This is a genomic window from Vibrio quintilis, from assembly GCF_024529975.1.
Taxonomy (GTDB): Bacteria; Pseudomonadota; Gammaproteobacteria; order Enterobacterales; family Vibrionaceae; genus Vibrio; species Vibrio quintilis.
In genome coordinates, this window is record NZ_AP024897.1 from 67830 (window position 1) to 81485 (window position 13656).

General features: G+C 45.2%; 13 protein-coding genes. 8 read left to right on the plus strand and 5 right to left on the minus strand.

What is annotated here, in order from left to right:
• The first annotated feature begins 1 nt into the window (after position 1).
• From OC443_RS00375 to OC443_RS00405, 7 genes are read left to right on the plus strand one after another with little or no spacing between them, the layout of a single operon-like run.
• Positions 2-433: a TadE/TadG family type IV pilus assembly protein gene (locus tag OC443_RS00375; protein WP_073580501.1), complete on the plus strand. Its 432-nt coding sequence runs from the start codon at positions 2-4 to the stop codon at positions 431-433.
• Positions 430-942 carry a TadE/TadG family type IV pilus assembly protein gene (locus OC443_RS00380; protein WP_073580503.1) on the plus strand — a complete coding sequence of 171 codons (513 nt, stop codon included), beginning with the start codon at positions 430-432 and terminating at the stop codon, positions 940-942. The genes OC443_RS00375 and OC443_RS00380 overlap by 4 nt, the downstream gene beginning before the upstream one ends.
• A gap of 10 nt (positions 943-952) precedes the next feature.
• Positions 953-2179 (plus strand): AAA family ATPase, encoded by a 1227-nt coding sequence (locus tag OC443_RS00385; RefSeq protein ID WP_073580723.1) that lies wholly within the window; start codon positions 953-955, stop codon positions 2177-2179.
• Between the two features lie 23 nt (positions 2180-2202).
• Positions 2203-3678, plus strand: coding sequence for a CpaF family protein (locus OC443_RS00390; RefSeq protein WP_073580505.1), 1476 nt, complete (start codon positions 2203-2205; stop codon positions 3676-3678).
• A 9-nt stretch (positions 3679-3687) separates the two neighbouring features.
• Positions 3688-4656 (plus strand): type II secretion system F family protein, encoded by a 969-nt coding sequence (locus OC443_RS00395; RefSeq protein WP_073580507.1) that lies wholly within the window; start codon positions 3688-3690, stop codon positions 4654-4656.
• 1 nt (position 4657) lies between these two features.
• Positions 4658-5617, plus strand: a complete 960-nt coding sequence (locus OC443_RS00400; RefSeq protein WP_073580509.1) for a type II secretion system F family protein — start codon at positions 4658-4660, stop codon at positions 5615-5617.
• A gap of 16 nt (positions 5618-5633) precedes the next feature.
• A complete protein-coding gene (locus OC443_RS00405; protein ID WP_073580511.1) occupies positions 5634-6650 on the plus strand; it encodes a tetratricopeptide repeat protein in 1017 nt (338 codons plus the stop codon).
• An 80-nt stretch (positions 6651-6730) separates the two neighbouring features.
• On the opposite strand, the gene tusA is transcribed toward OC443_RS00405, so the two are convergent.
• Together tusA and ilvY are read right to left on the minus strand one after the other, a co-directional pair.
• Positions 6731-7000, minus strand: a complete 270-nt coding sequence (gene tusA, locus OC443_RS00410; protein ID WP_073580513.1) for a sulfurtransferase TusA — start codon at positions 6998-7000, stop codon at positions 6731-6733.
• A gap of 98 nt (positions 7001-7098) precedes the next feature.
• Entirely contained in the window at positions 7099-7989 is an 891-nt protein-coding gene (gene ilvY, locus OC443_RS00415; RefSeq protein WP_073580727.1) for an HTH-type transcriptional activator IlvY, read from the minus strand.
• 232 nt (positions 7990-8221) lie between these two features.
• Here ilvY and ilvC point away from each other — a divergent pair, with 232 nt between their 5' ends.
• Positions 8222-9706, plus strand: coding sequence for a ketol-acid reductoisomerase (ilvC, locus tag OC443_RS00420; RefSeq protein ID WP_073580515.1), 1485 nt, complete (start codon positions 8222-8224; stop codon positions 9704-9706).
• A 54-nt stretch (positions 9707-9760) separates the two neighbouring features.
• Here the strand turns inward: ilvC and ubiK are convergent, their stop codons facing one another.
• The 3 genes from ubiK to OC443_RS00435 all read right to left on the minus strand — a co-directional run bounded on the left by ubiK (position 9761) and on the right by OC443_RS00435 (position 13649).
• Positions 9761-10027 carry a ubiquinone biosynthesis accessory factor UbiK gene (gene ubiK / locus OC443_RS00425; protein WP_073580517.1) on the minus strand — a complete coding sequence of 89 codons (267 nt, stop codon included), beginning with the start codon at positions 10025-10027 and terminating at the stop codon, positions 9761-9763.
• 111 nt (positions 10028-10138) lie between these two features.
• Complete coding sequence (locus tag OC443_RS00430; protein ID WP_073580519.1) at positions 10139-10369, minus strand: hypothetical protein; 231 nt, start codon at positions 10367-10369, stop codon at positions 10139-10141.
• Between the two features lie 214 nt (positions 10370-10583).
• Positions 10584-13649, minus strand: a complete 3066-nt coding sequence (locus tag OC443_RS00435) for a multidrug efflux RND transporter permease subunit (protein WP_073580521.1) — start codon at positions 13647-13649, stop codon at positions 10584-10586.
• Between the last annotated feature and the right edge of the window lie 7 nt (positions 13650-13656).

Here is a 13656-nt window from a genome sequence, read left to right on the forward strand (position 1 = left end):
AATGAAAAAAATGTGGTTTCGTCAGCAGGGGCTTGCCGCAGTGGAATTCGTCATTGTGATTCCGGTTGTGCTGGTGCTTTTAGTCGGCATTGTTGAGTTTGGTTCGGCACTGGTCCGTTATAACACCCTGAATAAGATGGTACAGAATGGTGCGAGATATGCGGTGACGGATATTTACGGAACGGCTTCTTCTGATCAAATCGCCAGCGTGACCAGTATCAAAAATATGGTTTTGTATGGTCATACCGGAACTGGTACTACACCATTGCTGGAAGGGGTGACTGCAAGTGATATCACGGTAACTCATGCAAACAAATATGTGTCAGTGACGGTCAGCTATGATTACACCCCGCTGTTATCGATTGTGCCATCGGTTGTGATGGATATGAATTTTGATCTGACAGCGACTGCAGTATCGAGGACTTCGCTATGAGATTGAGAAAGCAACAGTCCGGTGTTTCGATTCTTGAATTTACATTACTGGCCACCAGTGTGTTACTGGTGTTGTTCAGTGTGATTGAAATGGGTCGTTATGTGTACTCATTACAGATGGCAAATGATATTACCCGCAAAGTTGCCCGAATGGGCGTTGTCTGTCATGTCAGTGATAAAGACGATCTGGCTGCGCTGGCGATTCAGAATTATGCGCCGGCAGGGTTCACTGCAAGCAACCTGATTATTGAATATCTTGATCAGTCCGGGCAGGCAGTGTCTATCAATGCAGGGATGAGTTCTGATGACTATAATGATGCATATGCGACCATAAAATTCGTCCGGGTTCGTGTTTCCAATTACCAGTATCAACTGATTGGATTTTTAAGTTTTCTGGCTGAGGGCGGTGTAATTTTGTTGCCGGATATGGAAACGACATTGCCGATAGAGTCTTTAGGGGTTATTCGCCCGACACTTGCTCACCCGGAATCCCGGCATACTGACTGTTAGAGGGTACATGATGACAAAAACAATAAAGTTAGTGCCTGAGGGGCAAGATCAAATTCGTTTGAAAACCACGATTACAGTGTGGGTCTTGTATGCCAGTGAGTTTTTCAAGTGCCACATGGTGAAACAATTGTCCCGTTGTTACAGCATTCATTTTGAGTGTTTACAGCAAAGCAGCACCATGCTTGACAATATTTCCCGCCTGGCAATACCGGATGTCATTTTCGTTGAGACAGGTGGGGACTGGGCAAGGCGGGTCACTGAGCTGCAAAATATTGATGTCAATAAAGAAAGAGAAGAGGATGAACTGGATACATTACTGATTGTGTTTGGTGATGAAAGTGACAACTTATCTTTGCGGGTGGCGCTGAAGTTAGGTGCGACGGATTTTATTTCACAGCAGGCGGTTCTTGAAGACTTTGCCGGGATGCTGCATTCAATTGCCGAAGATAAGCTGGCAACCCGTCATTTATCAGAGGTTTATCTGTTTTTAAATACCAAAGGCGGGTCTGGTGCGACAACGGTGGCACTGAATACGGCCGTTGAAGTTGCGATGCAGCATACTGATCGGGTATTGCTGCTTGATTTAGATATCCATTTTGGTGTGGTGATGGACTATCTGAATATCAACCCGGCCTATAGCCTGAATGATGTGATTGCAAATCTGGCTGATTTGGATGAAGTTTCTCTGAGGAGTCAGGTGACCCGACATAATTCCGGCCTGCATATTCTGAGCTTTAAGCATGAGAATCATCAGGAAAATTTTGATAATGCCATGATGCTGGGGAAATTAATTCCAATTCTGCGTGAGCATTATGACTATATTTTTGTTGATCTGTCTTTAGGGATTGACCATATCTTTATTCCGATTCTGAGCCAGGCAACCAAGATTTTCTTAATCACACAGCAGAATCTGGTTTCCATCAAAAATACGTCAAGAATTGCTAAGGCGTTAACCTTTGAATATGGCGTGGCCAAAGAACAACTCATCCTTGTGGTGAACCGGTATGAAAAACGCCAGCAAATCAAACTCAAAGATATTGAAGAGACAATTGCCGGACTGGAAATACATACCATTCCGAATGATTTTAAGTCCGCGATTGAAAGTGTCAATCTGGGAACACCGTTAGTGTCATCGAAGAAAGGTAGTGCGATATCGAAGTCGGTTGCCCGTTTTACCAGAACACTTATGCCAAAAGATAAAGAGCAGAAAAGTTGGTTTAAACGACTTTTTTCCTGACGGAAGGTACAGGGAGGTGACACATGTTATTCAGACGCAGAAATATTAATCAGGATATTCCTGAAAAGGTCAGCGAAGAGCCGTCTTCAGCCAGGACTCCTGCAGTGACTCAACCTGAACCCACTTCTAAACCGGAGAAAGAACAGGAAGAGAAACAAAACCGGCTGGAGAAAAAAATCCGCGATAATGAAGAAAAAGAAAGAGAGATTCTTGAAGCCCGGAAACAGCTCGAACAAGAGCTGGAAACCAAGCATTATTATCATCAGCGGTTACTGGAAACGCTTGATTTAGCTTTGTTGTCCAGTCTGGAGAAGGAATCCGCCAGAAAAGAGCTTCAGGAAGCGATTGTACAACTGATGGCGGAAGACCAGAGCCATACCCTCGGTGCTGAGGGGCGTAAACGCGTGATTCAGCAAATCGAAGATGAGGTGTTCGGGCTGGGGCCTCTGGAGCCTTTACTGAAAGACTCAACGGTGTCGGATATTTTGGTCAATGGTCCGAAAAGCGTCTTTGTTGAACGCTTCGGGAAGCTGGAACAAACCCCATATACCTTTTTAGATGACCGTCATCTGCGCAATATTATCGACCGGATTGTTAGTCAGATCGGGCGTCGGATCGATGAAGCTTCGCCTATGGTGGATGCCCGTTTAATGGATGGTTCGCGGGTGAATGCGATTATTCCGCCGCTGGCTCTGGATGGGGCTTCCGTCTCGATTCGTCGCTTTGCTGTCGATAAACTGACGATGGATAATTTATTGTCGTTCAACTCACTTTCAGACCCGATGGCCAAGTTTATTGAAGCTGCTGTTGAAGGTGAACTGAATGTTCTGATTTCCGGTGGTACTGGCTCAGGGAAGACCACGACACTGAATATTCTGTCCGGATTTATTCCCAGTGATGACCGTATTATAACCATTGAAGACTCTGCTGAGCTGCAATTACAACAGCCTCATGTGGTGCGCCTTGAAACCCGTCCGGCGAATCTGGAAGGAAAAGGCGAAATCACCCAACGGGATTTGGTGAAGAACTCATTACGGATGCGGCCTGACCGGATTGTGTTAGGGGAAGTCCGGGGAAGTGAAGCGGTTGATATGCTCGCAGCAATGAATACCGGGCATGAAGGTTCTCTGGCAACAATTCACGCCAACACGCCCCGTGATGCGTTGAGCCGGGTTGAAAATATGTTTGCCATGGCGGGCTGGAATATTACAACCAAAAACCTTCGCTCACAGATTGCTTCGGCAATTCATCTGATCGTTCAGATGGAGCGGCAGGAAGACGGTAAACGCCGGATGGTCAGTATCAGTGAGATCAATGGTATGGAAGGGGAAATTATCACCATGTCAGAAATTTTTAAATTTCAGCGTCAGGGCATGGATGAAGAAGGGAATGTAATCGGCAATTATATTGCGACAGGTGTGGTACCGCAGTGCCATGAACAACTTTCAAAACGGGGATTGCACTTACCATTTGAGCTTTTTACTGAGAGTTACGGATAGGAGGCTCTCATGACCGACGATATTACACTGTTTCTGGTCCTGCTGTTTTTTGCAGTTGTGTTTATTTCTCAGGCATTGTTACTGCCGGCTGCAGGAAGCAAAGCCAAGCATAAGCAACTGACAAAGCGGTTGAAGGAAACCCGCTCAAACCTTGATGAAGAAAGTCGTTCTTTGCTGCGTGAGCACTATATGAAAACGCTGACCCCTATGGATCGGCGGTTGGTGAAGTTTGCCTTTTTTGAATCAATGAAGAAAAACCTGGAGCTTTCCGGGCTGGACTGGACGCTGGCAAGAACTATCTCTGTCACTTTATTGTTGAGCCTGCTGCTTTGTCTGATTGCATTAATCTTCCGCCAGCCCTGGTATGTTGCAATTGGCGCATTTGCCTTTGTCTGGCTGGCTTTACACTTTTTTATCCAGAAACGAATTTCTGACCGGTTGTCCAAATTTGAAGAGCAATTACCGGAAGCGCTCGATGTTATCCGGCGAATGCTTCAGGCCGGGCAGCCGGTAACTCAGGCATTTAATGAAGTCGGGAATGAGATGCCGCCACCGATTGGCATTGAATTTAAAAACACCTATAACCTGCTCAATTATGGCTATGACATGCGTCTGGCAATTATGCAGATGGCAGACCGGACACCTACGGTATCTATGCTGGCTTTTTCCAGTGCGGTGCTCTTACAAAAGGAAACCGGTGGTAATCTGTCAGAGAACCTGGAGAAGGTGTCTCAGGTATTGCGGGCCAGATTTAAACTGGCACGAAAGATTAAAACGATTTCCGCGGAAAGCCGTCTTTCAGCCTGGATTCTGGTGCTTTCTCCTTTTGTGCTGTTTTTGGCGATGTCGTTACTTCATCCGGATTATGTCCGGCCATTATATGAAGATCCGAGGGGTTTTAAGCTCATAAGCTTTGGGGTTACCAGCTTATTTATCGGTTCGTTGTGGATCCGGAAAATCATTAATTTCGAGGTGTAATATGGACTTGTTAGACTCACTTTGGGATTCCTTTCGTAATCTTAATATTGATGAAGAGCTTTTGATTCTGGTAATTATTTTTGTTGCTGTAACTTCATTTGTTGTGACACTGGTGATGATTGTTTCCGGCTCGAAGTCGAAGGTGAAACGTCAGTTGGAAGATATCCGCAAAGATATGAACAGTACGTTACTTAAGAAGCAAAACAAGAGATTTGATACCACACTTGAATCGATTGCACCGATTGTAGCTCCCCGTAGTACCAAGGACCAGGAAACGACCCGCCATCACCTGATGCATGCTGGCTTTCATGATGCAAACATGCTGACGATGTATTATGCAATTAAAATCTTTTCCGGGGTGATTGGGGTAATGGCTGCCTCCGCCGTGTATTTCCTGATGCCGGATATTAGTAATTTATTTCTTATTATGATTGTTTTGGCCGGTGTTGGTATGTTTGCACCCAATTTTATGCTGCATAAACTGGTAAAAAAACGCCAGCAAAAAGTTCGGGCGGGTGTACCCGATGCGCTGGACTTGCTGGTGGTGTGTACCGAATCCGGTCTGGGGTTTCATTCATCGCTGAAAAGAGTTGCCAGTGAGTTAATGATTTCTCATCCGGAGTTTGCTGACGAGCTGGAAACCGTCTGTATCAAACTGAACGCAGGGGTTGAGATGGTTGATGCGTTTGAAGAGCTGGTTGAGCGAACCGGAGTCAATGAAATCACCGGCCTGGTGCATATGCTGGCTCATGCTTCGCGCATCGGCGGTAGTTTGTCTCAGACATTACGGGAATATACTGAAGATTACCGGGATCGACGGAATCAGGAAGTGGAAGAAATTGCCGCAAAAATACCAACCAAGATGATCTTCCCTCTGTTGTTATTTATCTGGCCATGTTTTTTCATCGTTGCTATCGGACCTTCCATCCTGTCGCTGACAGCGACATTAGGACAAGGGTAAATAAAAGGAGCAAGTCATGAAACTAAAATCATTGGTTGTGTTCGTTGTCGTGCTGCTGATTGGTGGTTGTGCATCTTCACAAAAAAGTGAGAAGTCATTCGATAGTCAGCTCTACGATGGTAAGCCGGTTGAGACGTTGATGATGACTGATCCGCCAAAAACAGAAAAAGAGGCCATTGAGCGCGGTGATGCTGCAATCAGAGATAACAATCAGGACTTAGCACTCTTTGAGTACATTCGTTCTCTCGAATTTAAAGAAGGTAAGTTCAAGGATAAGACGCTATATACGATTGGCCGGATTCATCAATCAAGAAATAATTATCCGCTGGCAGAAAAGGCGTATTTTCTGGCTTTGAAAGCCAATCCGGACAATGTTGCTGTGCTTCAGCAGATCGGCTCAAATTTCAGTAAGCAAGGTGATACAAAGCAGGGTGCGATTTACTTTATCCGGGCAATTAATGCTGATCAGCTACGTCTTCAGAGTCGTGAAAAACTGGAAAGAAAAGAACTCAATCAGGAGCGCATTCAAGCCCTGAAGTCCGATGAACAGTCACCAGTGCTGGCTTATATGGGGCTGGGAATTATCTCGGATTTAGATGGAAAGCATGAGGATGCACAAACTTTCTTTAAGAAGGCGTTAAACATTAAGCCGGATTCCCTGAGATTGCTGCTGAATATCGGATATTCCTATTACATGAGTGGTGATTTTGAAGAAGCGAAGCGTTCAACACTGGCTGCGCTTGAACGTTCACCGGGTAATCCGAAAGCGATTAATAATCTGGCGCTGATTTATCTGGCTCAGGGCGATACGTTGAAAGCGCTGAATACGTTTAAGCGTCACATGAAAGATTATGAAGCACTGAATAATGTCGGATATTTCCTGATATTACAGGGCAAAGCAGAAGAAGCGGTCAGTTACTTACAACAGGCGATTGATAAGAAACCTTCTTATTATCCGCTGGCAAATGAAAATCTCGAACGGGCTTTAGCTGAAATTAAGATGAATGCGACTGAAAAAAAGAAGACCCGGTAATTGTTATTTATCTGTAGTGGCAATTCACCGGTCGCCGTCATTCAGTAATGATGAATCGCCTCATTTTTTGTTGTGATTGGTTATTTTCCGGCAGGAATGGCATCCGGGATACCTTTGCAAATGAGATATTCGTAAGGTGGTTGTTCTGTCTGGGATTCAATGAGCTGATGATCCATAAACCGGCAAAAGCTGGGAATATCACGTGTCGTGGATGGATCATCAGCAAGTACCAACAGCATTTCACCATCAGCCATGTTACGAATTGTTTTTCTTACCATCATTAATGGTTCCGGACAGCGCAGCCCTTCTGCCTGAAGTGTTTGATGTGCCCGGGACGAATCAATAGTCATGGTTGTCTCTTTTTGACAATGTAGTTATGAAAGCACCGATAATACTAGTGGGAAGAAAATATTCAATAAAGGAACGATTCTTTTCCTTTACATCCGGTTTATGTTTTTTTCTCAGTTACGACCTGCCATAGCGCATTTACCAGCGGTTGTTTTAATTGTGAGCGTTTACAGCAAACGCCAAGTTTAAAAGGTTTCAGCAGCTGACTCTGTGGCAGACGTTGTATTTTGTCACGTACCGGGCTATTGGTGATCACCACATCTGGTGCGATACCGACGCCATAACCTAATGCGACCATACTGACAATTGCCTCATGTCCTCCGGTTGTTTGCGCATATATTTTGGGTTTGATGCCCATCTCATGAAACCACTGATCAGCCGATTCACGTGCCGTGCCGGAGGCCGGAACAATAAAAGGCACCTGAGACCAGTCGGGTGGGTCGCTGTTTAAAGAGTAAGCGAAGTTGGTGATTCCTGCCGGAGCAATCACAGACAGGGAAATATCGCAAATGGTCTTAAAGACAATTCTGGACGGGAGTGGATTCGGCAGCGCAGAAATACCGATATCTGCTTCATTATTCAATAGTTTATCAATGGTTTGAGTCGGGTCGCCGGTTGAGAGCTGAAAGTCAATTAACGGGTGATGTGCCCTGAAATCAGATAACAAATCCGGCAGGTGGCTATAGCTGGCGGTCACTGAGCAGAATAAGCGAACCTCTCCTTGCAGTGTATGATGACTTTCATCGATTTCAGCCTGAAAACCTTGCCACTTTTCAATGATCTGAAGTGCAACCGGAATGAGCTTCTTACCGGCTGGTGTCAGTTCGACCCTGCGATTATCCCGCACAAATAAATGGTGCCCGATTTCATCTTCTAACTTCTGTATCTGCCGGCTCAGGGCTGAAGGACTGATATGCATTGCGCCAGCTGTTTTGCTGAAGTTTTTACTTTCGGTCAGGTGCACGAACAATTTGAGTATTTTTATGTTCATGATGATGATTTTCCATGTTGCATTATTCGCAATAATTAATTGTGAATATATCACTTTTGGCAACGATTTGTCTGGTTTAAGATGAAATCAATCCGGCACATATCATTCTCATCATGTCGCAGTTGCCTTTACGATGATCGTCTTACTGCGGGTCAATGATATCTAAAAGCCGAAACACAACATCACAAACACAACAAAAGTGACAGACAGTTTTAAATTAAGGAGCGCCGCTATGGCTAACTATTTCAATACACTCAATCTGCGTCAGCAGTTAGACCAGCTGGGTCGTTGTCGTTTTATGGATCGTTCAGAATTTGCAAGTGAAGCAGATTACCTGAAAGGTAAGAAAATCGTCATCGTCGGTTGTGGTGCTCAGGGTCTGAACCAGGGTCTGAACATGCGTGACTCAGGTCTGGATGTCTCATATGCGCTTCGTCAGGCTGCAATCGATGAGCAACGTCAGTCTTTCAAAAATGCCAAAGACAACGGTTTTGAAGTCGGTAGCTATGAAACACTGATTCCTCAGGCTGACTTAGTAGTAAACCTGACGCCGGACAAGCAACATACCAATGTTGTTGAAACGGTTATGCCTTTGATGAAACAAGGCGCATCTTTGGGCTATTCTCACGGTTTTAACATCGTTGAAGAAGGGATGCAGGTTCGTAAAGATCTGACTGTTGTGATGGTTGCACCTAAGTGCCCGGGCACAGAAGTTCGTGAAGAATATAAGCGTGGCTTTGGTGTTCCGACACTGTTGGCTGTTCACCCTGAAAATGATCCAAATGGTGATGGTCTGGAAATTGCGAAAGCATGGGCTGCTGCAACCGGCGGACATCGTGCGGGTTGTCTGGAGTCATCTTTTGTTGCTGAAGTTAAGTCTGACTTAATGGGTGAGCAAACCATTTTGTGCGGTATGCTGCAGGCTGGTTCTATCGTGTGTTACGAGAAAATGGTTGCTGAAGGTGTGGATGCCGGCTACGCAGGTAAATTGCTGCAGTATGGCTGGGAAACCATCACGGAAGCGCTGAAATTTGGTGGCATCACGCACATGATGGATCGTCTTTCTAACCCGGCTAAAGTTCGTGCTTTCGAACTGTCTGAAGAGCTGAAAGACCTGTTACGTCCTCTGTATTACAAGCACATGGATGACATCATCGCTGGCGAATTTTCAGGAACCATGATGGCAGACTGGGCAAATGATGATGTAAACCTGTTGAACTGGCGGAAAGAAACCGGTGAAACTGCGTTTGAAAACTACCCTGAATCTGATGTGAAAATCGCAGAGCAAGAGTACTTTGATAACGGTATTCTGATGATTGCGATGGTTCGTGCCGGGGTTGAACTGGCTTTTGAAGCAATGACTGAGTCCGGTATTATCGATGAGTCTGCTTATTATGAGTCTCTGCATGAATTGCCGCTGATTGCTAACACAATCGCCCGTAAGCGTTTGTATGAAATGAACGTGGTTATTTCAGATACTGCTGAATATGGTAACTACCTGTTTGCGAATGTTGCAACACCATTAATGCGTGAAAAATTCATGCCTCAGGTTGGTACTGACGTGATTGGTAAAGGCTTGGGTGAAACATCGAATCAGGTTGATAATGCGACACTGATTAAAGTGAATGAAGTGATTCGTAACCACCCGGTTGAATATATTGGTGAAGAGCTGCGTGGTTATATGACAGATATGAAGCGTATCGCCGTTGGTGATTAATCTTCATCCATTGAGTTGTTGATAAAAAAGGGGCCTGAATGTTCAGGCCCTTTTTTATGCGGTTTCAGAATCAGAGTCGGTGAGTTTTTTCTCCATTTCTGCCACTTTGGCTTCAAGCTGCGTGAGTTTTTCTCTGGTACGCATCAAGACCTGGGTTTGTACGTCAAACTCTTCCCGGCTGACCACATCCAGTTTATTCAGCTGCCCCTGAATAACCTGACGAACTTTTTGTTCTACATCTGCACCTAATTCTTTGACGGGTTGCGGCATCGAGTCATGAATTTGTTTGGCTATCTGTTCTAATTTTTTTGGATCGAACATACGGACTTATACTCCTGATTTCGTGTATACAAACATTTTATGTAATTCACTGGTAAATGTCGTTACTTACATGGAAAAAACCATATGGATCGTATGTTCGGGGATGAGGTGTTACTTTGACTGAAATGAAGCCAGGTAACCATTCAGAAACAGATGACAGGCCCGGCCTTTTCCCTGAAACAGGATCGTTGAGTGCCTGGCGTCAGGTGGCTGACATGCTTTTTCAATACAGTAATTACTTTTGTTGTACACCAGAGACAGTCTTTCCTGTTTTGTCCCGGATGCCAGCTCATTAATACACTGAATTTGTGCGTTAATCACGGGTAAGTAGTTATTTTTCATCGCTTCAATGCCAGAAATGCAGATTCTTTTACTTGAAATAAAACACTGTATTTTATTTTAAGCTGATTCAATAGAATGCACAATGATTTATATGGTTTTATTGCGTATGACATGCGTCATTTGAATCAGCAGCATAAAAAAACAGATGGGTGTATTCCACCCATCTGTTTTTATCGTGGAAGAGTAAGCTAAAAACACTCTTCACTGCATGTTTTCACTGATGTGTTTCATCTTCAACGAATACAGGCAGAGGCTTATGTTTCTCAGCCAGATATGTATAAATCACAGGCAGCACAAACAGTGTAAACAAGGTTCCCAGTGACAGACCAGCAACAATCACGATACCGATACTAAAACGCTGCTGGGCTCCTGCGCCGGTTGCGTACATTAATGGAATCAGACCGGCAATCATAGCCGCTGTGGTCATCAGAATTGGCCGCAAACGGGTCTTGGTGGCTTCCATCACAGCATCAACACGGTTTTTGTTGTGTTTCAGCTGTGCCTCTTTGGCAACTTCACAAATCAGGATACCGTGTTTGGTAATCAAGCCTATCAATGTAATCAGCCCGACTTGCGAGTAGATATTCATTGAAGCAGCTCCCCAGGCCAGTGCAATCAGAGCACCACTAATTGCCAGCGGTACAGAAATCATGATGACGATCGGATCTCTGAGCGACTCAAACTGAATGGCCAGCACCAGGAATATGATAGCGAGTGCCAGCAGGAAAGTCGTATATAATGCACTTCCTTCTGTGACATACTGGCGGGACTCCCCGAGATAATCATGGTTATACCCGACAGGCAGTGTTTCCTGAGCCATATTGTCCAGCCATTTGATGGCATCGCCAATTGCTGCGCCCGGTGATGGAACTGCACCGATAGTTGCTGAGTTTAACTGGTTGAAGTGAGGTAGTGACTTAGGTTCTGCAACAATATCGATATGAATCAGGCTACCCAGAGGCACCATATTTCCGTCAGCAGCCCGGACGAAGTAATTTTTCATCGATTCAGGATTCAGCCGGTATTTGCGCTCAACCTGTGGGATGACTTCATATGAACGGCCGCCAAGGTCAATCCGGTTCACGTAACCATCTGCCATCATGGTTCCCAGTGTCAGCCCGATATCTTGCATGGTGACTCCGTAAGAACCCGCTTTATCTTTATCGATACTAATTTTCATCGTGGCAGAGTCAAAGTTCAGATCCAGTGTCGAATAAACAAACAAAGGGCTTTTCTGCACTTTTGCCAGTATATCACCTGCCAGAGAGAACAGGTTTTCAAAACTGTTTGGCGTTGTGATCACCATTTGAATGGGTAAACCAGATCCGGCACCCGGAAGTTCCGGCATCTGGAATGCAGTGATTGACATGGCCGGAATATCTTGTACCAGCGATTGGACACGTTTCATGACGTCAGCCTGACTTGCTTCACGCTGACTCCATGGTTTCATAACCGCAATACCAAATGCCTGATTGGACTTCGGAATACCGGTAAATGCCATTGAAAGCTGGATTTCATCCTGTTTATTCAGAATGTCACTGACTTCCGTCATGGTATTTTCCATGTAGTCGAGGTTTGCGTTTGCCTGACCATTGGCAATCATCATCACCACGCCTTTATCTTCAGATGGTGCAAGTTCTGAAGGAATATACATAAACAGAACAGGCAGCGTACCAAAAACAATGAGCGCAAAGCCAATGATCACCGGGCGACGTTTCATGACCGCACCAAGCATTCTCATATAACGATCGGTCATTCTATCGAGAACGTCATGGACTTTTTGTTCAAAGCGCGAAGGTTCTTCATGGTCTTTCAACATCTTAGAACACATCATGGGTGACAATGTCAGGGCGATAATACCTGAAACAAAGACGGAACCAGCCAGTGATAGAGCAAACTCTTTAAACAGAGAGCCGGTAATACCACTGGTCATTGCAATAGGTGCGTATACTGCAGCTAATGTCAATGTCATTGCGACTACCGGCATTGCTATTTCTCTGGTTCCGATAATTGCAGCTCTGAAAGGCGTTTCTCCGAGCTTGACGTGACGGTCAACGTTTTCGAGTACGACAATTGCGTCATCAACAACCAGCCCGATGGCGAGTACCATTGCCAGTAGTGTCATCAGATTCCAGGAGAACCCGAACATCTGCATGACCAGAGCAACCCCGATGAGTGATAAAGGAATGGTCACAATCGGAATTAAGACCGCCCGGAAAGAGCCCAGGAACAGCGTAATCACAATCAAAACGATTAGCGCCGCCTCACCCAGTGTTTTAATTACCTCATGGATCGACTCATTAATTGCAATGGTTGAGTCATAAAGGAGTTTCATCTCAATATTACCCGGCAGATTTCGCTGCAGGAGAGGAAGAACATCCCGGACACTTGCTGCAATATCAATTGGGTTGGCACTTGGCGCGGCATTAATTGCTGCAACAACTGTGTCCTGACCATTTGCTGTTGCACGGTAGGTATCATGGCTTTTTGCCAGTGTGACTTTGGCAATATCTCCCAAACGAACAATCTGTCCGTCATCAGAACGGACAACCAGATGTTCCAGATCTTCGACAGTCGAGACCTGAGTGTCCGCATCTCCATTGAATATCACATACTCACCGGTTGCCTGACCCGTGGCCGACTGATAGTTGTTTGCACTGAGTACTGTCAATACATCTGTCGCTGTCAGTTTCAGTGCTGCCATTTTATAAGGGTCGAGCCAGATTCGCAGGGCGTACGGAATACCGCCATATAAATCGACTTTAGACACCCCCTGCACAGAAAAAAGCTGAGGTGTAACAACCCGTTTCAGGTAATCCGTAATCTGGCTTGAACTCAACTCTTCACTTGAAAAGCCGATGTACATAACCGCTGTGGTCGATCCGGTTGACATCGCAACAGTTGGGTCGTCCGCTTCTTTCGGTAACTGTGAACGAACTGAGTTGGTTTTGGCCAGAATATCTGATAATGCGGCATTCGGATCGGTATTCAGCTTCATCTTCACTGTAATTGATGAGCTGCCCAAAACTGATTCCGACGTCATATAATCAATGTTATCAGCCTGAGCAATCGCCTGCTCAAGAGGTTGTGTAATAAAACCCTGAATCAGATCCGCACTGGCGCCATAATAGCTGGTTGTCACCGTAACTTCAGTGTTGGTCATTTCAGGGTATTCCCTGACCTGAAGTTTAAAAACGGCCTGCAGTCCAAGCAGTGCAATCAGGAAACTGATTGAAATGGCCAGAACAGGGCGTTTAATAAAAATATCTGTAAAGCGCATGTTTCCT